Genomic DNA, 22,859 nt, shown 5'->3' with positions numbered 1-22,859 from the left:
TTGCTTGCTCGGTGCCGGTCTTGGCGGTGCGCTCGCTGATCTGCGATTCGGTGTTTCGTCGCTCAAGCAGTGCCTTTTCGATGGCGTCAGCCTGGCCCATCAATCCAGCACTGCCAGAGCCGCGAAGCGCGGCAATGAGCTTGTTTTGATCCCCGCCCGAATCCTGGGCTGCGCGCTGTAAGGCGGTCCTGTCTGCCGCCTGCTGAGCTGTCGCGGCCTCGGCCAGCGCATTGGTCCGGCGCTTTTCTTGCAAGGCTAGGCGGTTTACCTCCCGCGCGTCTCGGTCGTCGTTGTACTGCTGCACCGATTTAACGGGCTGGGCGAAAGCTGCAAATACGTTTGCCATCTCAGCCCCCGAAGAAGTTGCCAGCAGCTGAAATCAGCTTGTTTGTCGTATTGGCCCAGATGTTCCCGCGATAGAGCGCGGCAGCGGCCGAGTTCTGGCTCTGATTTGAAATGGCGTTCCCAATGTTTGCGGTTGCGGCTTGGCCGGCCTGAGCGGTTTGTCCAGTGGCTGTCTGACCAATGCCGGAGAGCGCAGAAAGACGATTCAGCCGGTCTTGCTTGCGCTGGTAGGCCGCCCCGTATCCGCTGCTGCCGTAGTCAGTGCCAAAGCGCGCAGCTGCCTTGAGGGCCTGGCCGGAGATGCGTCCTCCGCCCGCTGCTACGCGCCGCGCAATCGTCTGCTGACCTTGATCAAGTCCGAACTGGTAGCCCGGGTCTTCCATGACCTCGGCAGATGTGACTGGCTTGTTGATGTCGCCGGCCAGCTGCTGCAGGGCATTCGCGCCAGTCGTGCGCCACGGCTCAAAGTCCGCGCGGGTCTGGTCGTACTGGCGTCGGTTCTCGGCAATCTCGGCCGCCGCGCCTTCGCGAATCGTCTTGTCTGCGCGTTTTGCGGCCTTGTCTTGGAAGACGCCGCCGATGATGTCACCCACAAACGACATAGGCGCCCTCCTGTTCTGTCTTGACGAATCCAATGCGGCCGATGAAGTCGCGCGGGCCACTCTCGCCCGGCAGCAGCGTCGTGCGCGTGCCGTAGGCCAGCATTTCGCGGATCAGCCGGCGCGAGGCCCACCGGCCGCGCCACTCGGGGACGATGCCCAGATGGATCACGCCGTCGCGGGCGAACAAAGCGCCGATGACGCGATCAGCCACCACCGCAATGACGCGCCAGCTCTCGCACGCGGCTCGGTATGCCGACTCGAAAGCCGGCATGCGGTCGCAATAGGCCAGCCAGCCGGCCTCGATGGCCTCCTGACGGCGGGCAGGGTCTAGGTAGATCATCACAGCGTCGTCCTATACCCGCTGACAAACGGTGTCAGCGATGTGGCCGCGCTTGCCTTGAGCTGCAGCGTGCCACCGGCCGGCACGGTCTGACCGATCAGGCCGGCGAGGATGGTCGGAGCTGCGCCGGCTGCGGGAATGCTCAGCGCCGAGATGACCTGATTCGCCGCGCCCGCAGTGCCGCCAGATGGCACGATGTAGGCATCCATCGTCACCGCGCCGGGCGTGGTGTTGTTGATCGTGGCCGCCGAGATTGTCAGCAGCGTGGTGGCATCAGGCACAGGCGAAGTCGCCCCAGCTACTGCCGTGGTCAGCTGGATGTTGTTGAAAACAACGACAGGAATGCGCTGCATGGCTTATCCGTAAAAAGTGGTTTCGTGGGCCAGGCTGACAGCCTGAGCGGCCTGCATCACGTCCGGCATCAGGGCGTCTTGCTGCGCACGCTGCATCACCATCTCGCCGCCTTGCAGAGCTTCGATGGCATTGCGCAGCGCGCCGATATGGGCGCCCATGGAATCCAGCCGGCCCGCCGCGTCATCAAGGGCGACAAGCAGCGCGTACAGCTCTGCATTCCCCATCGCATCGGTGCCGCCCACACGCTTGAACAGGTCGAAGAAGAAACGCACAAACTCTGGGTGCTGCATAACATCGAACGACTGCCCGCCGATGGTCACGCGACCAATCGGAACAGGCACCTTGGGCGGGGTGATCTTTGTCATGATGCGTCCACCGGAGCGCAATAGATCGTCGTCGGACCAGCGCCACGGCAGCGCAGGCGAAAGACGCGAGAGATAGCGGCTCCCAGACCCTGCCAGCGGATGCGCTCAACGCGCCGGCCAATGGCCCCCAGACTGCGCCGCAGCGGCGAGCCCCACACATAGCCACCATCGTTGGACAGCTCCAGCGTCATGTCGCCGCCGTTGCCTGTCGTGCATGACACCTCAACGCTGCGAAAGCTGATCGGCTCCATGCTGGCGTTTTGCATGTGCGGCCAGGTGCGCTCATAGCTCAGCAACTCGGAGCCGATGGCGTCCAGCGTGTCGTCAATGATGTAGAGCTTGTCGCCGACGCTGGCCAGGTGCCGACCGCCAGCAAACACGATCTGATCAGCCGGCCATTGCACCCACTCGCCATTGACCAGGCGGGCCTGCTCGTGCCACTGCTGGGTTGCCAGGTTGTAGACCCATGTCGTTGCGGTGCCCGGCATGTTGAGGCCCAGGAATTCGGCGCCGTCGATCTGGTAGGTCCACAGCACCGCGCCGGCTCGATCCGTCGAGTCCTTGATGGTCTGCTCGACTGCATCTGTGCTCACGCGCACCGGCTGATGGCCGCGCATTTCGTACAGCAGGCCTTGGCCGGTCTTGCTGCGACCCAGGAAAAACAGCGAGTCGGAAGTGGTGCAGGCCGCGCGCAGGCCAGCGCAGCCAACGTCGATGGGCGTGGAGTTGTAGCGGGTCAGCGGGAAGTCTGTCGAGCCGTCGAAGATCCAAACCTCGGTGCTGCGCCGATTGAACAGGTAAAGCTCCTGCTTCATCACCCGATGGGTGACGATGGGGTCAGGCTGGGCGTCCGAGCTGCTGAAGTCCAGCGCATCGAAGTTCGCGCCGTCATCAATGGCCGAAATGTAGAACTGGTCCGGCTGATCGTTGGGGACGAAGATGAACACGCCGTTCAGCTCATCCACCCAGCGCGAGCCGCGCCAATCGGGATCGATGATCTGGGAAAAGGCGTTTGTGGCGAAGGTGAAAACATAGCCGTTCGGGCCGTCCACGATCACAAGCTGAAACAGCCCGTTTTTCATGGCGACGAAGCCCGAAGAGCGGGCCAGCGTGCCGCGCTCGACGTAGCTGCCGTCCGCCGTGCTGAGCTCGTAGAGCTTCGCGCCGGCCACTACGAAAGTGCGCGCCGTTGTTTCGTCCGTCTCAATCACACCCCGCACATCAGCCGGGAAGGTCACGAACGCGCGCAGGCCCTCCACAGGCTCAAGCACAATCTGATTGGGCTCGGCGGGGCCATCAACGACACGCATGCGCCAGTTGATCGTGCGGCCAGCCGAGGCCTTGCGGTCTTTGGTCTGAGCGCTGGGGCCAATGGCTCCGGGGAATTTGTTGCCAGCCATGGTCAGCCGGCCAGGAACGCGGCGAGGCGGCCCGGCGAATTGGTGCTGCTGATGATTTCCGGCGAGATGGCCTGAGCGCCGATGCGGCGGCGCGAGGCGGCGGCCTTGGTGGCTGCGATCTGAAGCATCTGCGGGTTCAGGGTCGGCGCCATCACTTCGGCGAGCTGATCCGTGAAGGCCGAGGCGTAGCCTTGCGGCATCACGAACTCGGTATCAAGGTCAGTGAATAGCGAGGCCGCCTGCTTGGTGAGCAGCGTGATGACATGCGAGTTTGCGGCCGGGTACAGGTAGACCGTCGCCGCTCCATCGTGCGCATACTGCTGAGGGAAGGCGCCTTGCAGGTTCTTCAGGGCGATTTCCTGGTACTGTCCCATGGTCAGCGGGGACATTGGCTGATCAAGCCCTGGCGAGTAGCGAACGCTCGCGCCGATGATTTCGTCCCCCGGCAGCAGACCGGGCCAGGTCGCGCCCAGCGTGCCGGTCAGGCCCGTGATCGGCACCGAGTCAGTAAAGAACTCGCGCCACAGCAGGCCCTTGCTTCCGTTCCACTTGTCGAGGATGTAGTTGAGCGCGTCCAGGCACCGGCCAAACAGGTCGGCGTCTTCCTGCTCGCCCGGGCTCAGTCTATTCAGACCGAAGGTCAAGGCGTCTCGGATGATGGTGCGCGCTCGGGTCATCGATTACTGCGGTAGGAGCGATTGCAGCTTCGCCAGGCCGGATGCGTGGTGGTAGCTGATGCCTAGCTCTTTGAGCTTGGCGCGCACTTGGTCGATGTCGTCAGCATTGAATGCCGCACCGTCAGGTGCATCGAGGGGTTGCAGAGGAGAGGACTGTTCCTCGTTTCCCTGCGGGGCGGCAACTTCGCGCAGCGTCTTGCAGACCCAGGGACCGTAGCCCTCGCTGGATGCCTGCTCTTCTTCCGCTGCGCCTTGAACGATTCGTTGGTCGTCCAGCTTGTAGACGGCCTTCGGATATTCCTGGAATTCCATGCAATCTCCTATTGAAGAAGGGCGACCCGAAGGCCGCCCTTGCCATTACTCGCTGACGCGCGCCGCGTGGCCCGGCCGCACCTTGCTGAAGCCGTACAGAACGTCAATACGGGTGGACTCGGTGTCGGACTGGCCGTTACCGAAGGTCATCACGCGAATGGCGAAGTTGTCGGTCTTGAAGGTGTAGCCCTCGCACGAGGCCAGCACCGGCAGCGGCACGAAGGCGGCTGCGAAGGCGTTGCGCTGGAAGGTCAGGTTCTGACGCAGGGCGGCCGATGCAGCACCGAACATCGTGCAGGTCGCGCCATTGGCCGGGCTGGCGTTGACGGTACCCACCAGCGAGCTGGTCGTCGGCGTGATCGGCGGGTAGATGCCGATCGAGCCGGTCGTGCCGCTGGCCGTGAAGTCCGCAGTTACCACGAAGGTGCGCAGGTTCGCAGCCGGGTAGGCAGCACCAGTGATCGGATGCACCTCGCGCACAGCCGGGATCGTGAAGCTCGTGCCGCGCAGGATGGTCTGGCCGTTGGTCAAGCCGCCGATGTTCAGCGTCGATCCGGTTTGGCCGGCGCCGTTGATCGTCCAGCTCGCTTGCGTGCCATTGGTGTGCACCGGCAAGGATTGATTCTCGAAGAAACCGAAGCCCTGGGTGTTGCCCATCGTGCCGGTCGTGTACTGGTTCGACACATCAGGCCGGAACAGCACGCGGTCAGCGGCGACCATGTTGGTGTTGACATCGCTCGAAACCAGCGAGTAACGCATGCCGGTCGGCGCCATCTGGCGATTCATGGCGCCGCGCGCAGCCGCGAAGGGGGCGATGGTGGTCGGGACGGTGCCGGCAGTGCCCAGGACGGCGGGGATCTCGCGGTAGGCCTTGACCATCAGGTCAGCCTCGGTCACAGAAACCAGCGCCTGAATCGAAGGCTTCAGGAAGCGCTCCTTGAAGTCGGCCAGCTCCATCGCCTTCTGTGTGGCGGTGAAGGTCAGCGGCACATGCTTCTGGGTGTCAACAGTCAGGGTTTCGTAGGTTTCGACCTGATCGGGCGCTGAGCCACCGCCAGCGAACGATGCGCCGCTGTAGACCACAGGGGTCGGCGGGATCTTGATCTTGACCGAAGTGCCGGAGGTGTATCCCGACACATCGCGCCCGATGTCCTTCTCACGGTCGCGGTTGATGTGCTTGATGAAGGTGCCTTCTTCCTCAAACATCGCCGCAGCTTCGCGGGCGATCATTTGATGGGTGAGGATGGTGTTTGCCATGGTGCTTTGTCCTTACTTTCGGTTCGTCTGACGCCACTTAATCCATTGGTCGTCAGTCCATTTACTGGTGTCGGGCTCAGAGCTGGCTGCTGCGCCACTTGCGCGCGCCGGCTCGATGGGCTCGGGTGCTTTGCTGCGTTGCGGCTTGTCCCTGGCTTTCGCTTCCGCGAGCTTCAGCTCCAGCTTGGCGATTGCTCGCCCGGCTTGCACTGCGCTCATACGGCCAATGACCTCGGCTTCCGCGTCGTTGTCAGGGTCGGCCAGGTACTTAATGACAGCTTGCGGATCGTCGGCGGAGAAAATTGCATCAATGACAGGGGAAGGCTTGCCGCTGGTTAGCGCACCGCCTAATGCGTCATCGAGATCACTCGCCAAGGCCTCAAAGCCCTCTTCTCCAAGCTCCTTCTGCAGAGACTGCGCCACCTTCTGCATTTGCTCTATCTCGGCCTGCTGCTGCTTGAGCGTCGGTGCGAGCTTTGCGGCTTCGCTCTTGACCATCTCAGCCAGTTCAGCGCGAGAGAGCGACACGGTGTCGTCTTCGTCTTGCGGTGTGCGATTTGTAGCACCGGCACCCTCGCCTCTCAAGCGCGAAAGTTCTTGCCGGAGGTGTTCGGCCTCGGCGCGCGCCTCTGCGGCCTGGCGGGTCTTGCGGTCAATACCGCGCTGCATGCGCTCGCGTTCGCGCTGCTCGGGGGTCTTCTCGGGCTTGGCTTGCTCGTTCTTTGGCTCGCCGTCTTGCTCGGCTTGACCTTCCGTTTCCGGCTTGGCGGTTGCGAGCTGATCAGCGGTTGTCTGATCGCCCGCCACTGCTGCCGGGGCGGCAACTTCTGGCGATGCGGTTTCGAGGGTCATGTGCGTTTCCTATGGGTTCGCGGAGGGGATGGGAAATCAGGCGGCCAGGAACGTCCGCAGCGCACCGCGCACGCCCTGCGCCCAGCGGTTGACCAGGTAGCGAATGCCTTGCGGGTGCGGGTGCAGCTTGTCGCTGCTGGTGATGAGATCGTTGAACACCACGAACGAGCCGGCCGATGTAGAGAACGCACCCAGCGAGGTGGAGTCGATGTCCAGCGTCACCTGCGTGCTACTCGCAGCAGTGACCCGCCCCAGGATCCCGTTGATTGCGCAGCCCTGCACGCCATGGCACACCGCCGTGTCACCGACCGCAGCAGTGTTGGCGCAGGTCACCACCGCGCTGGCTGCGTTGGACACACCGGTAATGCTGCCGGTGCTGACCGTGCCGTTGAGCCATGGCCCGCTCGGGTCGGAGTTGACCGGGATGAATGCGGTCTTGCTATCGCCAAAAGCTGCTATCGCGTCGGCAGCGGCCCCTTCCATGTCGATGGCCTGCTGGGTGGTCATGCCCTCGGATTTCCATGTCCCGAAGAAGATGATGAAGGCATTGGGGCAGGCCGCACGGAACCGCTGCAGATAGCTCAAGATCGCCGCCGCCACCACGGCCCGGCTGTTGGCGTTGTCGTTGTGGTTGCCGCACACCACCAGGATGTCGGGGTTTGGGTCGGTGGCATCTGTCAGGCGTTCGCCGTGGGTGTATCGCGTGCCGCCAGCGGTCGTGACGAAGCCGCAGCTTCCCTTGGCGATGTTCCACACATCGTCAATGCCCAGGGCCTGCCCAAGCATCGAGGCCGCGTCCTGCCCTTGCGTGTAGCCGGAGTAAGAGGAGCCGGCAACGAACGAGTCACCCAGCACCACCATTCGCGGGCTGACCGGTGGCGCCCAGATCGCGTCCGCACGCTGAACCCAGACGCCCCGGAACTCCTCGGGCGTCGAGCGGCGCCAGTAGAGCTTGATCGTGCGCTGGCGCTTTTCCTTCCCGGTGAAATCGAAGACGATGAAGCTGCCGCCACCCGAGCCGATCAGCGGGGTGTCGCTGTAGAACTGCCCGTCGATCTCAATGAAGAACTTGCGCGAGCTGCCGATGGTGTTGGCATTCTCGACAGCGAACACCAAGGCATCCGTCACGAACGAGATGCACGGGTTGAAGTTGTCTTGACCCGGCGCGCTGGTCACCACGCTACCCGCCAGCAGCGTGGTCACAGCGGTGAAGATCACCCCGCTGGCCGACGAAGGTACGGCCTTGCCGCCGTAGTACGCAAAGGCCGATGCCTCCTTAATCGCTCGGTACTGCTTGGTCAGCGATGCGGGCTTGGTCGTGGTTGTGATCGTCGGGGCTTCCGAACTGGCGGCCGTTGCGCGCTGCACCTGGTTGAACTGCCACACGACGGTGCCGTCCACGATGTCCGCGAAACCCCGACCAGTTGGCCCACCCGAGCCGGCGCTGGTCCCGCTCGTGCGGCACACGTACTCAAACCCGCCTTGCTTGACAACCTGCCCGTTCACATACGCCGTAGTCGGCGCCCAATCAGGCACAACCGTCATCGGCACGCGGCGCGTCAGAGGATTCTCTGTCTGGGCCGCAATGATTCGGCGGTTGGCCTCGGCCAGCGCTTTCCCAGCCCCTGACACCAGCGCTTGAACAGGCGGCGAATAGGCCGGCGCCGTAAAGACCGGCGAGCCCGACTGCGCGGTGAACGTCACGGTTGTGCCGTCAAGCAGAGGCCCGATGTCCTCGCCTGCGCTCGTGGTGTTGCGCACCGTTCGCTGGCCGCTGGTGCCGGCCGGGCCGACCCAGGACACGAGCATTAAATCAGTGGCTCCTGTGCAGACGACGTTGACGAATTCCTGCGGCGAAACCGTGGTGTAGGTGGCCGATTGCGGCGCTGCGAGAGTAGGCATCAGATTTGCTCCTCGCCCATCTCGGGCATGGGTTCGGGTTGTTCAATCTCTCCTTCGCCGAGGTCGCCGGGCAGCGCCTGCATTTCGTAGGACTCGGGCATCTCGGCCGGCTCTTGCGGCTCTTGCGGCTCGGATGCTTCATCGCCAAGCGGCGCCGGGCTGGTGAGCATCGTGTTCACGAGGTCGGCGACGATGGCCTTAATCTGTTCCTCGTTTGCGCCCGTGACCTTGAGGCGGTTTGTCTCGGCCTCGTAGGCCTTGATTTCGTGCTCAGCCTCTTTGGCGTTGAGCTTGTCGTTCGCCTCGTCGGCGTCCTGCTGGGCCTCTTGCGCGATCTGCGTGGCCTCTTGCAGCGCAGCCTTGAGCTGTTCGACCTGAGCCATGAGGTCGGCGGTCGTGGGCTGCTTGCTGGCGCCTGGGTTGAGCACGGCTTGCACTTGCGGCGGCGCCATGGCGGTCAGCACCTGAGCCAGCTTGTCGGCGTTCGGGAAATCGAGCGTCTGAGCCCACAGCGGACCCACGACAGGCATCATTTCCGGGTTAGCCCGGATCATCTCGGTCAGGGCTGTGCTTGTCTCTTGGCGCTGCGTGGCGTAGCTCGCGCCGACCACGACGCGAACGTCATACTTGCCCACGTTCGGGTTGATGACGAGGCCATCCGGCGTCTCTCGCAGCGCGTCATCTTGCTGCGGATCGACCGTCACCGTGCCCGGCGTCATGTCGATGCCCAGGATGCGAACCTGACGCTTGGTGTCGATCAGGCGCGGCACCATCTCAAGGCAGAGCTTGCCGACCTGGCCGATAGATGCCGCAAGGTGCGCCGGGAAATGCGCCGTGCTAGCCTCGCCCTGCTGCTTCTGTGCGTCATAGGCCACGCCGCTGGTCGCGTTGCTCTGCTTGCCGATGTTGGCCGCATACATGCCGAGAGCGGCTTGGATGTCCTCGCGGGCCTGCAGCGCGCCGGCCATATGGTTTTGTAGGTTGATCGCAGGCTGAATCCGGGTCGGAGCACTAATTGGCCGCCCCTCTTCGTCCATGTCGTGGTAGGGCAGGAAAGCCCGACTTTCTACCGATGCGCGATCCATCAGGCGTTTGATGTTCTCGTCGCCGCCAATCGCGCGAATCGGAACCCACCACGGTGCCTTCGCGGCTTGCATCTGCAAGATCCGCATCTCGCTCATGTGGAAGTTGTAGGCTTGCTGAGGGGAGCGGCCACGGCGCGGGATGCCGCAATACTTCATGCGGCCATCGCTGAAACCGACATAGCCATACACCGGCACGATGCCGATGCCGCTTGCTGGGTACTCGACACGCTTGCTCAGCTCGGCCGCGCCGCTCAGCTTGCGCCAGTAGACAATGCGGCGCTTGTCGGTGTACTGGCCGATGTATTCCAGCTGGCGGCCCTGCTGCTGAGCCTGCCAAAACTCGTCCTCCGTCATCGACACCTCGCCGCCCTGAGGATCGGCGCAGATGATGATGTTTGTCTTGCGGTCCTCGGCGCACCATTCTTCGGCCACCAGCACCGATTCGCGGTCGTCGTTGACGTACTTCTGTTCGTCGTCTCCGAAGCTGATCTTGGGCTGCTTGGCGCCGAACTGGCGCTCAAACTCGCGGTGACCGTATGGGGTGATCAGGTAGCCGAAATTGGCGTCTGAGCCGTCAAGCTCAACGCTCCAGGGATCAAACACCACACGGAGCGGATCACCCTCGCTGCTTACGCGCGGCTCTTGCCAGTTCAGGGCGCGGTCGGTGTACTCAGGCCTGACGATCAGGTAACCGACACCAGCCCGGGCCGCCGAAGTCAGCGCCCGCGAGTAGTGCTGCTGGGCGCGGCTGACGTGCTCGATGTGGCGGAACAGGCCGTCATACTGCTCTGCGACCTTGATGTCAGCGCCGCCGCCTGCCGGGATGGCGTGCATCGCTGGCGGCTGTTGCTCAACCTGGCCCGACACGTTGGAGACGTACTGTCCGGTTTGATCGAACACCAGGCAGGGCCGCGCGCCGCCTGGATCACCCTCTCGCTGCTGCCTCTCGCGCTCGTCCCATTGCTTGGGGTTGCTCGGGTCCGAGAACTCAAGATCCTCCCGGATCTGCTCGCGCTGATCCCGCGTTGCATCAAGTGCCTCGCGGTATCGCTTGCCTGATTCCTCGACTGATTGCGCCATCGCCGCGCATGCTCACGGATACGGCACATGCGCTCAAGAGCGAAAGTTCTCACAGGCGTGCGCCAGAGGCTGCCGAGGTGCTGAAGTCGGGGGCTTTGCCGCGCCCCATCATTGCCCGGCGCGCGCCCTCGCAGGCATAGCGCAAGCTGTCGATCACATGGTTATCCTTGTCGGCCAACTTCGGCAGGATCTGCCCGGTCAACGGGTCCGTCTCATAGCTGTAGGCGCGCAGTTCCTCTATCGCATGCAGGCATCGAGGATGAACAACGATGTCAAACGACTGGAGGAACGACACGCCCTCTTCCAAGCTGCGCGCACCCTTGATAGCTGCCAGCATCTTCGGGAAGCCGTGGCGCTGCATGTAGCTGATCGTCTCGGGTCTGGCGCTGTCGGCCGTGGTTGGCCAGCGCTCAGACTCTGGCACTGTGCCAAACAACTGGGGAAGGAAATCCACCTCACAGCCGACACGATAGGCCTCGTGGATCACGTACAGCGTGCGGCCTACGATGGCGCACTGAACAAGCACGGACGGGTCAATGCTGAAGCCCCAATCAGCGCCCTGACGCAAGATCCAGGCGGGGTCGGTGTCGAACTCCTCAATGCGCCAGTTCTTGAAGACGCGCGCCTCGCTGTTCTGGCGGTATTTGCCCAGCCACACATGCGCGTACTTGTCGGGATCGCGGCCTCGGTCGTATTCCATCTCGGCGCGCAACTCGTCTGGCAACCATGGGTTGTCCATGTAGTTGACCTCGACCACGGCCGAATCTGGCGGCGGCTGATCGCCCCTCAAAAGCTTGTCGATAGGGTCGCTGGCTTGGTCGGGGTTCCAAGCAAACCACATTTGCGATCCTGGCTTTCGAATCGTCGGGCGTAGCAGTGTCAGGCTCTTGTCCGTCGCAGCCTGGGCCTCTTCGAACATGGCGCGGTCAAAGCCCTCCAGCGACTTGATGGAGTCGGCTGTGTGATTCTGCATGCCCTCGAAGATCGTCACGCCGCCGCGAGTGGTCAGTATTCGCCGGTCTTGCACATCAAAGTACGCGCCCGCGTTGTAGGTCTGGATCTTGGATTCAAGCAGCTTCTTGACCGAGAACTCCAGGCTCTTCAGCGTCTCGCGCAGACAAACAACGTCCAGTTTCTCGGCGACGTTCTCCCGCAGCCAGCGCTCGCCGAAGTAGTGCGACTTTGCCGAGCCGCGCCCACCGTGCGCGCCGATATAGCGGTGCGGTCCCTCCAGCGGCAGGAATGCCTCGGCGATCTTGATGCGGAGCTCGCTCACTTGGCCTGCACCACTTCAACGACGATCTTCTGAAAGAACTCGCCACCCTCACCCGGCCCCTTGACAGTCATTGGCAGAGTCTTGCCTACCAGCGTCAGGAAGGCGCTAGCAGTCTTCGGGTCGGATGCTCGCTGTGTCAGATAGCTGACGCCGCCAGCGTTGTCCAGAGCCTGCAGGATCATGTCCTTAAGCTCGGCCGTGACCTTGTTCTTAACGCCTTTCGGCCTCCCGGGCCCTGCGCCCTTTGCTGCCGCTCCTGTTGGTTTCCTCTTGGTTTTGATAACCATTACGCCACCTCTTCTTCCTTTGCCCGCAACCGGACAACATGCTTTACCTCAACAATGCCCGCCTCTTTCAGTCTCTCGACCGCTGAGACTGCAGCCCGGTACTTCACATCGAAGGTCCGGCATATCAGTGGCAGGTTCAATTCCTGACCCGGATTTTCGGCAAGCCAGGATTGCAGCTTGTCCACGAGGCTGCCTTGGCGGACTGGGATTCTGTTCATGTGCTTTCCTTCTTCAGCGCATTGGCTCGCGCCCTGTCAAGCTGCCAAAAGTTGGCGAATCGTTTCATTCAGCACCTCCTGCTCATCAAGCTTGTAGACGGCCCAAATGCGGGATTGGCCGTGAATGCCGTTGAACGGCCCACGGTGGCAGTCGGCGCAGAGCGGGATGCTGGTGAACCACTGGCCCTGCTTGAGTTCGTGCGCCTCGCTGGGTCCGCTGGCCTCACACACGCCGCAGGGCATTTCCTTGATGCGGCCGACATGCTCGCGCTCGGCTTTTGTCATGCTGGGCTTGTTCTTACTCTGCATGGCTCACCTCCACCCGGACGAACCCGCCCTGCTCTGCGGCCTTGCTGATCGCAATGGACCACCGCGAGTCATCGACGCCAAGCACGTCAGCCAGGCCATCAAGCCCGGCCTTGCAGCTGGCCAGCAGGTTGTCCAGATCGCGGGCGCGCTTGTCGGGCGGGACGAACACTAGGCGCACGGTCAGGGCGTCGACCAGCAGCCGGCGCGCGCCCTGCTCCAGCGCTGCCCCAGCCCATGCGGCGCGGAGCTTCTTCTTCGCCTTGGCTTTGCCCGACCAGTGGCCGCGCCAGTTGGGGGACAGCTCTCGCATGACGGGCCAGGGCATGGTGAGGCTCAAGGGCTTCATGCCGGCTCTCCCTGCTCTTCACGGCGCCTAGCTGGCGCTGGCTGACCGTCTCGGCCCAGCGATGTCGGCGACCACTTGATGTCGTGGCGCGCACCGAAGGCCCACGCCAGTTCCATCAGGTCGGACAACTCGGCCTTGGTCATCTTGCTGGTGCGCTGGCCCAGCATCACCCAGCCGCCGTCGATGCCGGCTGCGACGCGCTGCTCTTTGCGCAGGCCGGCGGTCAATATGTCTTTCCACTCCTCCGGCGTCAGTAATCCGCTCACGCCATCGACGGGCCATGGCAACTGCTTACTGAGGTCGGTGAGGATCGACCAGAGAATGCTGTTTTGGTACGTCGTGCGGGTGGACTTGCGGGCCTCCAGGCTGATCTGGTTGCCGGCGACCATCATTGCCTTGCACCACCTCCAGACGCGCAGCATCTCGGGGTGGGCCTGCTGGGGGTTTTGCAGTTCAGCGGATAGGCGCTCGTCGGAGTTCATGCAAACGCCCTCGCTGCGCAACTGGAGGCCGGCAGCTGATCGCGGCCGGGCGGCACGGCACTGAAAAAGCGCGGCATGGTTGCCGGGTCGACATAGAAGCGCGGCTTTGGCGGCTCGGCCTTGGTTACCTTGGCCTGGCTCATGTCGGCCGGACCAGGGAGATGCGCCACGCCGGCCCGCTGCGGCACTTTCTCGGCCGAGCGGCGCTTGTGCAGCATCTCGGCGATAGCGTTGTCGCGGCGGGTCTTCGGCTTCGGTGGCGTGCGGTCACGCTTGGCGGTCTTGACCGTCACGGGCTTGGGCGCCTTGGGTGGCTTCGGAGGCTTTGGCGGCTTTACAGGCCGGCCTTCGGCTGCTGCTTTGGCACGGCGTTTCTCGGCCTCAGTCGCCCGCCACTTGATCTGAAACACTTTGCGCCGCTCGGCCAGCGCCGTCTTGTATGCCGCGTGAAAGGCATCGCGCGCCGCCCGATCTTTGAACCAGTAGGCCTCGGGATTCTTGGCGCCAATCGCGCACTTTGCGTTGCAAAGCTCGCCGGCCTCGATCATTTTGTACAGCACCTTCATCACGTTTCGGGTGTGGCTGTAGCCAAGCGCCGAATAGAGATGCTTGGTCGTGGTGCCCTTGTCGTCAATAGCGGCGAGGACGACTTCGCGCAACTGCTCATGGGTGCGGCGTTGGATTCGGGTGTCGCTCATTCAAAACCTCCTTGACGCTTTTTCGTCGTTTGGAATTCATCAATGCTCTGGGTGGACTCGGTCCATGTCTGGGTGGCGCCGTGCAGGTTCAGGACCACAGCCCCGCGCTCGCCGTCGCGGTTCTTTGCGATGTCCAGGCCGATGGGGCGGATCTGTGCCGAGTCGTCGGTCTCCAGGGGCCACAGGAACGCAATCACATCGGCGTCCTGCTCGATCTCGCCGGAGTCGCGAAGGTCGCTCATCTGCGGCCGGCGGCCTGGCCGAGCGTCAACGGCACGGTTGAGCTGGGACAGTGCGATGACGGCCATGCCCTGCTCTTTCGCGAGGCGCTTCAGTGCGCGGCTGATCGCGCCGACTTGCTGGGTCCGGTTGTCGCCCTCGCCTTCGCTGAGCTGGATGTAGTCCAACACCAGCAGCTTCAGGCCCTTGACGGATCGAGCCTTGGCGCCGATGGCCTGGGGCGTCAGCGCCGGCTCGTCGTCAACATGCAGGCACAGGCGGCCGAGCTTGTCGATCCCATCGCTAACGCGGCTCCACTCGTCATCGGACAGCTTGCCGGTCTTGATGTGGCCCATGCTCACGGCCGACTGCGACGACAGCGCGCGCCTGGCGATGGCAACGTCCGGCATTTCCTGGCTCAGGATCAGTGCCGGGTGATCGTCGGACGCGAACCGCTTGGCGATCTGCAGCGACAGGCTTGTCTTGCCGACTGACGGCCGGGCGGCAAGGATCACGACATCGCCGGCGCGAAGCCCGCCAGACAGCCGACTATCCAGCCCTGGGATACCAGTGCGCCAGAACTCCTCACCGCCGTCCGCCGCATCGTTGATCGCGTCGATAACCCGGCAAAGGATGTCCTGCATCAAGCGCGGACCCTTGCGACTGTTCATCGCATCGGCCCCGGAGAACAGGCCCGCGATAATGTCTGCCTTCTCGCTCAGGGTCTTGTCGCTGGCCGCGATCTCGTGGACCTGGTCTGCCTTCGCCACCAGACCGCGCAGGATTGCCCGCTCGCGGACGATCTCCGCGTAGCGCCGGATGTTCCTGGCGCCCGGCACGCTGCCGGCCAGCTCGTTCAGGTAGGTCAGGCTTCCGTTCTCGTCCTCGTCGCCAGTCCGGCGCAGCTCCTCTAGCACGGTGACGACATCCGCCGGCTTCATGGAGTTGATCAGGCGCCCGATGGCATCGAAGATCAGCCGATGCTCGCGCCGTGAGAAGTCGTCAGCCTTCAGCAGGTCCGCGACTCGATCCCATGCGCTGTTGTCGACCAGCAGCGCGCCGAGGATGCTCTGCTCGGCCTCGATGGAAATGAAGGGTTGTGCGTCTCTCATGCGGTGTCCGCCGTCTTCTCAATCACGTGTCGTTTGCCCTTCTCGGTCAGGAGAAAGTCGAAGTCGCAGCGCCAGTTGTCATGCCCCTGGCCTGCGCTGCGGCGGCCCATGAGGAAGTCATTTGCTTTGGCGCGCTCGAAGTAGTTGCCGATCCAGGTCAGCGCCTGGTCTGCGGTCTGGGCTCGCGGGCTGCCGTCCGATTTCTTGGAGGTCAGCACCCAGCGCCAGAATCCGCGCATGGCCTTCTGCCTTGAGTCGGACATGACCTTGACGGCCGGCAGCTCTGGCAGCGCTTCGTGGTACAGCCTCACGATGTCGTCATGAGGACAGTTCGGCAGCTGCTGGTCGGCCTGCCGACGAGAACCGTTAGGTTCTTCTGTATTACTGGTTCTGGTTCTGGTTCTGGTGTTGAACTCACTGTGGAGTCCTTCGTCTGTCACGCGTGACGCGTCAGTGACTTCATTCGGAGTGGGCGCAGCGTTCGCCTTCGCTGCGCGTGACTTCGCCGCTCGTTGTGCGTCACTCATGCGCTTGTCGATCATCGCCAGCACGCGCTCGGTGATCGTCTCGTGATAGAGGCGGCCATCATCTGCAAGCACCCATCCACGCATCAAGACGGCTTTGTGCTGCGCGAAAAGGCTTGCATCCATGTCCAGCAGCAGCGACAGCAACTCGTCGTCATTGGGAAGGCTTCCGCAAGGTGTTTGCTCCCACGACTCAGCCCAGAGCAGCAGCAGACTTGCGCGAACGAACCCGGTGCGGGCGCGGAGCCAGGTGTCTGACTTCTTCACCTTCTCCATGTTCAATTCAAACCGCCAGCCCTTTGACAGGGTGTCGGCCGGGTATGGCGCCGGAACCCCCATCACAGCCCCATTTCTGCCGCAATGGCTGCGTGCGCTGCGTCGATCTGAGCGAGGCTTGCACCCGGGTGGCTACCGACCCATTCGGCCTTGCGTTTCAGGAGCGCCGAGAGCGCGTCAGGGCCTCCCTTGCGGTCGTGCGGCTCTGGGTCTTGGTTCAGCAGCAGCTCCCCGCCCCAATGCGGCAGCTTCGGCGGCGTGTAGTCCCGCGTTTGGAGCTTGCCGTTTATCTCCACCACTCCAGGGGCTACCTGGCGCGCGGGAGCTGGTGGCGGTGCTGGCTTGGCGGCCTTGGTGCCGGTGAGGTCAAGGGGCTTGTCTTGAGCTTCGGGGGTGGTGCGCATCAGGCCTCCAGAAGGCTTGTTTGCTGAGCCGGCGTGGCGGGCTCTGGCGTGAATAGGGCTGTTTGGCGCTGGGCCTCTTCGATGCGGCGACAGGCGGCCTCGAACATCACCGGGTCGATCTCAATGCCGAAGTACTCGACGCCTCGGGTGTTAGCAGCGATAGCACTGGACCCGCTGCCCATGTGCGTGTCGATCACGCGCTGGCCAGCCTCGGCATAGTTGTCGAGCAACCATTCGTACAGCGCTACGGGCTTCTGTGTCGGGTGAATGCGCGATTCGTTCTTTGCCTTGTTGCCGCCATACTGGCCCTGGTGCATGCCGTTCCAGACATAGCGGAACACTCGCACGGCGCAGTCCATCGAGCAGTAGGCAAGCTCGGCATCCGCAAAGGTGCTAGCTCCGTTGAGCTTGTCCCAGACGATCCACCCCGGGCCGTCCGACTTGAAACGGTCAGCGAAGTGATTGGCGCCCCAAATGATCTGATGGCGACTGATTCGCCGCAGCGCCTCGAAGTAGTCGGTGCCCGGTACCGACCACACAGGCAGCGAGTCGTAATGCTTGGCGCGCTGAACGCCAAGGCTTGAGTAACCCCGGCCGTAATAGCCCGACTTGTTGGGGCCGTCGAAATACGGCGGGTCAGTGACGGCCAAGTCAAACGACCGTGCGCCAAACTCTTGCATTACCTCCAGGCAATCGCCCAGGTACAACGTCGCATTCCCGATAACGACTTTCTCAAAGCTCATGCTGTTGCCTCAGATCAGCTCCAGCTGCGCACGCGGCAGCCGGACGGGGTTTGCGGGGTTTTTCGTCCTTGAGCACAGCCGGCGTGGGCCGTGCTCAAGAAGGCCGGCCGCGATCAACTCATTGACCCGACCGCACACAGACTGAAGAGGAATGCCGGCGCGAGCTGCTATCTCGGCCCGGGTGTGGTCTGTGCGCTCGCCGATCACTCGCATGACAGCGGCTTGACCCTTGGACAGGTCACCCACAGTCAGGGAGCGGTAGGCGTAGATTGAGGTGTCGGCGACGGTCATGCTGAGGCCCTCATGGTTGCTTCGATGAAGACGCGCGCCGCTTCGGCGTCGATGGCATTTCCATAGGCGCGCAGGCGTCCCACGCGGCAGGGAGCCTCATCAACCAGCGGGAATGAGCCGGGTTCAACCGGCCGGGACTTGCCGTCAACGCACCGGACCCAATCGACAGCCGAGCTTGCATGGCCAGGCTGATCTGCTTGTTGCCAGCCGCGATCCGCTCCAGCACCTTCGGCAGCGTGGCGTCGGTCTTTTCGCCATCCGTGGCGGCTGGACTTCGCCACCCAGTACGCCCGCTTTCGGACGTGGTGAGCGCGGACGGCTGCAGCAGGGAATACGACCGCCCCGAAGGCGTAGTCCAGCGCTTCCACGTCATGGCACACGCGGTCGATCCAGGGCTTGGCAAGAGGGCTTGCAACCTGTTCTCCAAGGACTTCTGCAGGGCCACGCTCGCGGATGAGGTGGCACCAGCTCGGCCAGAGATCCCGTTCGTCAGAAAACCCAGTTCCCTTGCCTGAGACGCTGAAAGGTTGGCACGGACAGGAACCGGTCCAAACAGGTCGGTCATCTGGCCATCCGGCGCGCCGAAGGGCGTAGCTCCAGACGCCAATGCCGGCGAAGAAATGGCATTGCGTGAAGCCGGCGAGGTCCGAGGGGTGTACGTCCTCGATGCTTCGCTCATCAACGACGCCGGGCGCGATGTGTCCGGCAGCAATGAGGTTTCGGAGCCACTGAGCAGCATATTTGTCGAACTCGTTGTAGTAGGCTGTCATTCAAATCAGCCCAGCGCAGACGATTTGCGAATGCGGCCGGTCGTGGCGATCTGGGCATCGCTGCGGGAGCTGAGGCCGTGGATCGTTCCGGTGTTCCCTCGCGCCACCTGTTCCTCGCGCTGCTTCGTCGCGGTCTGGCGCTTGGTCAGGCCGTTTTTCATCGGGCCGAATTCGGACCAGTCAATCGAGCCCTTGAAGTTGGGATCGAAGGCGGAACCGGGGGTGATTGCTGGCATGGTGTTACTCCGTTGGGTTCGATACAGCACAGACCTGGGCTGGCTTTGGGGCTGACACTTCGGCGAGGGGAGGCCGTGCGGGCTTGCCACGCGAAGCGATGAACTCAAGGTCCGTCTGGTCGCGCTTTTTCATGTTGCAAGACACGCATGCGGCGACGAGGTTTGATTGCTCGCTACCTCCCAAAAGTGCGCGCGGCATCTTGTGCTCGATGTGCCATTTGCCATCAAGCGATAGGACGGTTGAGCAGTAGTGGCACTTCCCATTCGAGGCAGCGAAAACAGCAGCACGCCTACGAGGAACCTTCTTTGCCACAGTCGCCGACTCTGCCGCGAACTTTGCCCGCCGCTCTTCCCAGGCCTTTGCTTTGGCCGCCTCTGCGATGGCCTTGTTCGCCTCAACCTCCGCATGGAACTGAGCCGACCAGCCCGCAAAAACAGAAGGGCCAATTCGCTGCAGGACAACTCTCGAGAGGTCAATTGCCTCGGCCTTTGTCCCCTCCCTGGCAAGCATCAGCCCTGATGAACTCTCCATGACAAGGTAGGTCGGAACGTCAAGGCCGGTGTAGGTGCTGTTGTATGAGCAAAGGCTAAAACCAGCCGCTCCAAAGACGCCGCCGATCATCGGCTTGCGCCTGATGTGAATATGGGCATCAAGCAGGAGGTGACTTGCTTTGAAAAGCATCACGCGAAGCTCTTCAAGGAATTCCGGAGTCAATCTCATGCCGCCCTCGCTCGCTGCATCCGCTCCAGCATCGGCAACGCCGCAGCGAGAGTCTTGGTTGCGTTGTCGATGACCGTGGTGAGGCGATCTTCCTCGCCTGAGTTAGTGAGGGGCCTAGGCGCCTCGTAGCCAACAGATCCGGAGATCCAGTGGAATGGCGCGTGAAAGCCCTTCTCTTTGGCCTTGCGCAGGATGAACATGGCTTCGCTCATGTCCAGGCGCTCGGAGCGCGAAGGGTTCAGGCAGTCCAACAGCCGCGTGCGCGCACCGTCTGGCGTCTTATCTGGCCAGAGAGCGGCGCCGACCTGCTTGGCGCCGCCGAGGTGCTGAACCGCAGCCGTAAGGGCCTGTTCTGCACTCTCGTAGAAGGGCATTTCAGCTTGCATTACCGAGGGCTCCCGAGTTTTTCGGAAGCCTTCGGATGGGCTTCGCGAGTGAAAAAAAAGAGACTTGATGCCATGACGAAACGATCCGACCCCGCAATCCACACCTGGGCCGCAGCCGCAGTCGCCGCAATGCTCCGGCGCTGCACGCTCAGCGCAGCAGCAAAGCTGGAGAGGGATGCGGTTGCGCTGCGAGCGGTGGCGAAGGGGCGGCTGTGATGCATGGCGTGGGGTGCTTAAGCCTCGGGCGGCAGGGAGTGCTTGATGTCGTGCAAGCGCTGCTTCAGCTCGTAGCCCATCAGCGGCCAAATCTTGTTGACTGCGGCGGCGCGGGCGATCTTGCGGCCGAGGTCGGCATCGAAGTTCTCGGGGCTGGCGCAGGCCGACTCGCCGGTGACGGTGAAGCCGTTGTTCAACACCAAGACGCAGAAGGTCAGCAGTCCCAGCGCGGTTTGCTCGGATTGGCTGGGCGAGCAGCCGGCCGGGTGTTTGTCGCCGCCGTTTTTGTACGCGCCGAGGACGCCATCCGCAGCCGTGAAATAGCGTTCGCTGGCGATGTTGTTCTCGATGTCAACCGGCGTGACTCGCGGGGCGGTCAGGCCCTTGGCGACGATCTCAGCTTCAATGGCGGCATCGTCAGAGCGGGGAGATTGCACGTTGTGCATGGTTTGCCTTTCGGGCTGTTGAGGGAATCAGTAGGGGTCGCGGTTATGCAGATTGGTCAGAGGACCGCTGGCTTGCTCTGCTCTATGTCCCGTGGGTCCAGCGTGCTTCTGCAAATGCCGGGGGAGACCGGCGCATCGCTGGCGGGCCCCATCTGCAATGGGGACAAGGGGGAAGTGATGGGCGCGCATGGGTCAGGCCCCGATGCGCTGATTGCTCGCGACACGCCAGTCCATGGCGTACTGCTTGAGCATGTCCTTGCGCTTGTCATAAGCGATGCCTCGGCCAATCAGGACGGCGTTGCGCTCTTCAAGGTGCGCCAGCAGAGCCAGCTCGTCGGCGCCGAGGGCGTCACGGTCAAGCGCTTTGAATTCGCCAGACAGCAGCGAGTTCACCAGCCGGGCCTCGTTGCTGAAGTGGTAGCCGACCGTATCCTTGCCGGCATCGGCCCGGGTCATCTGCAACATGGCAGTCATGACCTTGAAGCTGGCGGCGGACTCGTGGCGCAGCTTGCGCCAGTCAGCCTTGCCGCGCAGCAGGGCATCTATCTGGATGTCGCACCAGACCGCGAAGCGCGGATCAAGCCATTGAGCAAAGCGGACCGCCAACTTCGGATGCAGCCAAGTGCCTCCACCCGCTCCGCGCTTGGTTTTCAAATACCCCTTTTCGGTGGTATTCGTCATCTGGCACAGGGCGGCAATGTAGTCGCGGGTTTCGTTGGTCTTGAGCCAGACATCAACACGGCGGCCAAACTTGCCGGCCGCCTCGGTGGCGTTGAACCACCCATCGTCCTGATAGGCGATGGTGTGCCCCTGGTATTCAAAGGTGACGATGCTCATTCAAGCCTCCGCCTTCTGCTTGGAGGGCTTGGAGCGGCTGCGCTTGGCCCGGAGGATGGGTGCCTCGCTGTAAACGTCGTCCAGCGTGCATTCAAATCCGCGTTCTCGCGCCAGCTCAGCAACTCGACGGGCCAGCTCAGGCTTGAGCGTGAACTTGCCCAGCTCATAAGTGCAGATGCTCGACTGCTCGGAGCCAATCGCCTGGGCGAGTTGTGCTTGAGTCAGGCCGAGCTGCTTTCTGATGTGTCGGATTCCATTCATGCGCCAATTATGGAGGCGCTAAATAATTCCGTCAACAAAAATTATGGAGGCGTTGAATGATGCGGATTGAGGGCGCTGATAACTTCGCCGGCATGAATGCGCCAAAGAGACAGCCGCCCACGGATGAGCATCGCCGCGAGGCCGCAGCGCTCCATGCGCTGTGGCGATCAAGCAAGCCGCGCCTCAAGGATGCCGGGATTCACACCCAGGCAGATATAGGAGAGCGCTTCGGCATCGGCCAGCAAAGCACCGTGGCCGCCTACTTGACTGGCAAGGCGGCGCTAGGCCTGAAGGCGGCGCAAGGGTTCGCCCTGGCCTTCGGCTGCAAGGTGGCCGACTTCAGCCCGCGCCTAGCGGCTGAGCTGGAGGCGATTCGCGTCTCAGCGGCCAGGACGGAGGGTGGTCTGGCTCTGGGCATTGGCCCCGAGGGTCAAATGCTGGCACGGGCCTTTGAGGCAGTCCCCGACCACACCCCAGAACTGGCAGCTAAGCGGGATATTCTTCTTGGCAACCTGCTCGCCTTGATTGATGTTGCCCGGCACGGGAGCGCCGGTATCCATGCACCAGCGCAGCCTGCTCTACCCATTCCCGCGCCTGCTGCTCTGTCAAAAACGCAGCCTTAAGTACGCCGACCTGAAGCGCCAGGCGAGCGTAGGTTCTGAACAGCTCTATCTGATCTGGGCCGACAACCAGAGCCGTTGGCAGCTTCTCGCGGCCAGTTGCTTGGGCCGCCGCAAAAAGCCGATCCGGCGAGATAAGCACCTGCGCGCTGTAAACCACCACCTGCCCTGATGCCCCGCGCTGAGCGGACAAGTCCTCAATTGACCGGACGATCTCACCAACAGCTGTTGCGACCACAAGGCCGCTGACACGCGCTACGGTCGTGCCCCTATCTGACTGGCACGACACCATTGCCGCACCACAAGTTAACGTAAACATATTTGGCCCTGGATGGCGTCTCTGCGCCCTGCTGTCAATTATGTTGACGGCCTTTACCCTGACCTGACGCATCACCCCCGCGAACAGGCGGGGCGAATACCCCTAGAAAATTTCGCATCTTTTTATGGAGGCTGTTCATTTTTCCATTGACAGCTTTATGGAGGCGATTAATAATACATCCATCGCACCAAACAAGGAGCAGACGATGGAAAAAGCCGGCAAGCCCAAGAAGACCAAAGCAGATCCTGCCGAGGTCATCACCTCTTACAAGGGCTTTGACAAAGACCTCAA

Annotated in this window: 32 protein-coding genes; 1 reads left to right on the top strand and 31 read right to left on the bottom strand. The window is 62.7% G+C overall.

From position 1 onward, the window contains the following. The 31 genes from ACILQR_RS17090 to ACILQR_RS16940 form a co-directional block, all read right to left on the bottom strand. Nucleotides 1–346 (bottom strand): hypothetical protein (locus ACILQR_RS17090; RefSeq protein WP_395652563.1); only part of this gene is annotated, 346 nt, incomplete at its 3' end. 1 nt (nt 347) lies between these two features. Continuing rightward, nucleotides 348–947, bottom strand: coding sequence for a hypothetical protein (locus ACILQR_RS17085; RefSeq protein ID WP_395652562.1), 600 nt, complete (start codon nt 945–947; stop codon nt 348–350). Further along, a complete protein-coding gene (locus ACILQR_RS17080) occupies nt 931–1,287 on the bottom strand; it encodes a hypothetical protein (RefSeq protein ID WP_395652561.1) in 357 nt (118 codons plus the stop codon). The genes ACILQR_RS17085 and ACILQR_RS17080 overlap by 17 nt, the downstream gene beginning before the upstream one ends. After that, on the bottom strand, nt 1,287–1,640 hold the full coding sequence (locus tag ACILQR_RS17075; protein WP_395652560.1) for a hypothetical protein: 354 nt from the start codon (nt 1,638–1,640) through the stop codon (nt 1,287–1,289). The genes ACILQR_RS17080 and ACILQR_RS17075 overlap by 1 nt, the downstream gene beginning before the upstream one ends. A gap of 3 nt (nt 1,641–1,643) precedes the next feature. After that, nucleotides 1,644–2,006 carry a hypothetical protein gene (locus tag ACILQR_RS17070; RefSeq protein WP_395652559.1) on the bottom strand — a complete coding sequence of 121 codons (363 nt, stop codon included), beginning with the start codon at nt 2,004–2,006 and terminating at the stop codon, nt 1,644–1,646. Continuing rightward, the gene (locus ACILQR_RS17065) at nt 2,003–3,406 is read right to left on the bottom strand and encodes a packaged DNA stabilization protein (RefSeq protein ID WP_395652558.1); all 1,404 of its coding nucleotides are present in this window, start codon (nt 3,404–3,406) and stop codon (nt 2,003–2,005) included. The genes ACILQR_RS17070 and ACILQR_RS17065 overlap by 4 nt, the downstream gene beginning before the upstream one ends. Before the next feature lie 2 nt (nt 3,407–3,408). After that, on the bottom strand, nt 3,409–4,050 hold the full coding sequence (locus ACILQR_RS17060) for a hypothetical protein (RefSeq protein ID WP_395652557.1): 642 nt from the start codon (nt 4,048–4,050) through the stop codon (nt 3,409–3,411). 36 nt (nt 4,051–4,086) lie between these two features. Further along, complete coding sequence (locus ACILQR_RS17055; protein WP_395652556.1) at nt 4,087–4,395, bottom strand: hypothetical protein; 309 nt, start codon at nt 4,393–4,395, stop codon at nt 4,087–4,089. Between the two features lie 45 nt (nt 4,396–4,440). Next, nucleotides 4,441–5,652: a P22 phage major capsid protein family protein gene (locus ACILQR_RS17050; protein WP_395652555.1), complete on the bottom strand. Its 1,212-nt coding sequence runs from the start codon at nt 5,650–5,652 to the stop codon at nt 4,441–4,443. Between the two features lie 12 nt (nt 5,653–5,664). Beyond that, entirely contained in the window at nt 5,665–6,504 is an 840-nt protein-coding gene (locus ACILQR_RS17045; RefSeq protein WP_395652554.1) for a hypothetical protein, read from the bottom strand. Between the two features lie 36 nt (nt 6,505–6,540). Continuing rightward, nucleotides 6,541–8,406 (bottom strand): SGNH/GDSL hydrolase family protein, encoded by a 1,866-nt coding sequence (locus tag ACILQR_RS17040; RefSeq protein ID WP_395652553.1) that lies wholly within the window; start codon nt 8,404–8,406, stop codon nt 6,541–6,543. Then, nucleotides 8,406–10,571, bottom strand: a complete 2,166-nt coding sequence (locus ACILQR_RS17035) for a portal protein (protein WP_395652552.1) — start codon at nt 10,569–10,571, stop codon at nt 8,406–8,408. Before ACILQR_RS17035 ends, ACILQR_RS17040 begins: the two co-directional genes overlap by 1 nt. Before the next feature lie 49 nt (nt 10,572–10,620). Further along, nucleotides 10,621–11,847, bottom strand: a complete 1,227-nt coding sequence (locus ACILQR_RS17030) for a PBSX family phage terminase large subunit (RefSeq protein ID WP_395652551.1) — start codon at nt 11,845–11,847, stop codon at nt 10,621–10,623. Further along, on the bottom strand, nt 11,844–12,134 hold the full coding sequence (locus tag ACILQR_RS17025) for a hypothetical protein (RefSeq protein WP_395652550.1): 291 nt from the start codon (nt 12,132–12,134) through the stop codon (nt 11,844–11,846). The genes ACILQR_RS17030 and ACILQR_RS17025 overlap by 4 nt, the downstream gene beginning before the upstream one ends. Next, on the bottom strand, nt 12,134–12,352 hold the full coding sequence (locus ACILQR_RS17020) for a hypothetical protein (protein WP_395652549.1): 219 nt from the start codon (nt 12,350–12,352) through the stop codon (nt 12,134–12,136). Before ACILQR_RS17020 ends, ACILQR_RS17025 begins: the two co-directional genes overlap by 1 nt. A 36-nt stretch (nt 12,353–12,388) precedes the next feature. Beyond that, nucleotides 12,389–12,661, bottom strand: coding sequence for a hypothetical protein (locus ACILQR_RS17015; RefSeq protein WP_395652548.1), 273 nt, complete (start codon nt 12,659–12,661; stop codon nt 12,389–12,391). Continuing rightward, nucleotides 12,651–13,007, bottom strand: a complete 357-nt coding sequence (locus ACILQR_RS17010; RefSeq protein ID WP_395652547.1) for a hypothetical protein — start codon at nt 13,005–13,007, stop codon at nt 12,651–12,653. The genes ACILQR_RS17015 and ACILQR_RS17010 overlap by 11 nt, the downstream gene beginning before the upstream one ends. Further along, nucleotides 13,004–13,489, bottom strand: coding sequence for a recombination protein NinB (locus ACILQR_RS17005; protein ID WP_395652546.1), 486 nt, complete (start codon nt 13,487–13,489; stop codon nt 13,004–13,006). Before ACILQR_RS17005 ends, ACILQR_RS17010 begins: the two co-directional genes overlap by 4 nt. After that, the gene (locus ACILQR_RS17000; RefSeq protein ID WP_395652545.1) at nt 13,486–14,187 is read right to left on the bottom strand and encodes a hypothetical protein; all 702 of its coding nucleotides are present in this window, start codon (nt 14,185–14,187) and stop codon (nt 13,486–13,488) included. The genes ACILQR_RS17005 and ACILQR_RS17000 overlap by 4 nt, the downstream gene beginning before the upstream one ends. After that, nucleotides 14,184–15,518, bottom strand: coding sequence for a replicative DNA helicase (locus tag ACILQR_RS16995; protein WP_395652544.1), 1,335 nt, complete (start codon nt 15,516–15,518; stop codon nt 14,184–14,186). Before ACILQR_RS16995 ends, ACILQR_RS17000 begins: the two co-directional genes overlap by 4 nt. Next, complete coding sequence (locus ACILQR_RS16990) at nt 15,515–16,318, bottom strand: hypothetical protein (RefSeq protein WP_395652543.1); 804 nt, start codon at nt 16,316–16,318, stop codon at nt 15,515–15,517. The genes ACILQR_RS16995 and ACILQR_RS16990 overlap by 4 nt, the downstream gene beginning before the upstream one ends. 62 nt (nt 16,319–16,380) lie before the next feature. Then, nucleotides 16,381–16,722, bottom strand: a complete 342-nt coding sequence (locus ACILQR_RS16985) for a hypothetical protein (protein ID WP_395652542.1) — start codon at nt 16,720–16,722, stop codon at nt 16,381–16,383. Further along, the gene (locus ACILQR_RS16980) at nt 16,722–17,465 is read right to left on the bottom strand and encodes a DNA-methyltransferase (RefSeq protein ID WP_395652541.1); all 744 of its coding nucleotides are present in this window, start codon (nt 17,463–17,465) and stop codon (nt 16,722–16,724) included. The genes ACILQR_RS16985 and ACILQR_RS16980 overlap by 1 nt, the downstream gene beginning before the upstream one ends. Nucleotides 17,466–17,474: 9 nt before the next feature. Beyond that, complete coding sequence (locus tag ACILQR_RS16975; RefSeq protein WP_395652540.1) at nt 17,475–17,756, bottom strand: MarR family transcriptional regulator; 282 nt, start codon at nt 17,754–17,756, stop codon at nt 17,475–17,477. Further along, nucleotides 17,753–18,526: a DNA cytosine methyltransferase gene (locus ACILQR_RS16970; protein WP_395652539.1), complete on the bottom strand. Its 774-nt coding sequence runs from the start codon at nt 18,524–18,526 to the stop codon at nt 17,753–17,755. The genes ACILQR_RS16975 and ACILQR_RS16970 overlap by 4 nt, the downstream gene beginning before the upstream one ends. A 5-nt stretch (nt 18,527–18,531) precedes the next feature. Then, a complete protein-coding gene (locus tag ACILQR_RS16965) occupies nt 18,532–18,762 on the bottom strand; it encodes a hypothetical protein (protein WP_395652538.1) in 231 nt (76 codons plus the stop codon). A gap of 4 nt (nt 18,763–18,766) precedes the next feature. Beyond that, nucleotides 18,767–19,483, bottom strand: a complete 717-nt coding sequence (locus ACILQR_RS16960; protein WP_395652537.1) for an HNH endonuclease — start codon at nt 19,481–19,483, stop codon at nt 18,767–18,769. Next, the gene (locus ACILQR_RS16955) at nt 19,480–19,869 is read right to left on the bottom strand and encodes a hypothetical protein (RefSeq protein WP_395652536.1); all 390 of its coding nucleotides are present in this window, start codon (nt 19,867–19,869) and stop codon (nt 19,480–19,482) included. Before ACILQR_RS16955 ends, ACILQR_RS16960 begins: the two co-directional genes overlap by 4 nt. 233 nt (nt 19,870–20,102) lie before the next feature. After that, nucleotides 20,103–20,531 carry a Gp49 family protein gene (locus ACILQR_RS16950; RefSeq protein WP_395652535.1) on the bottom strand — a complete coding sequence of 143 codons (429 nt, stop codon included), beginning with the start codon at nt 20,529–20,531 and terminating at the stop codon, nt 20,103–20,105. A 192-nt stretch (nt 20,532–20,723) separates the two neighbouring features. Further along, nucleotides 20,724–21,368 (bottom strand): KilA-N domain-containing protein, encoded by a 645-nt coding sequence (locus ACILQR_RS16945; RefSeq protein WP_395652534.1) that lies wholly within the window; start codon nt 21,366–21,368, stop codon nt 20,724–20,726. Further along, nucleotides 21,369–21,629, bottom strand: coding sequence for a helix-turn-helix transcriptional regulator (locus ACILQR_RS16940; protein WP_395652533.1), 261 nt, complete (start codon nt 21,627–21,629; stop codon nt 21,369–21,371). Nucleotides 21,630–21,685: 56 nt separating this feature from the next. Here ACILQR_RS16940 and ACILQR_RS16935 point away from each other — a divergent pair, with 56 nt between their 5' ends. After that, a complete protein-coding gene (locus ACILQR_RS16935; RefSeq protein ID WP_395652532.1) occupies nt 21,686–22,252 on the top strand; it encodes a helix-turn-helix domain-containing protein in 567 nt (188 codons plus the stop codon). Nucleotides 22,253–22,859 lie beyond the last annotated feature (607 nt).

The organism is Brevundimonas sp. (assembly GCF_044239655.1).
Taxonomy (GTDB): Bacteria; Pseudomonadota; Alphaproteobacteria; order Caulobacterales; family Caulobacteraceae; genus Brevundimonas.
This window is presented reverse-complemented; position numbering and strand designations above follow the sequence as displayed.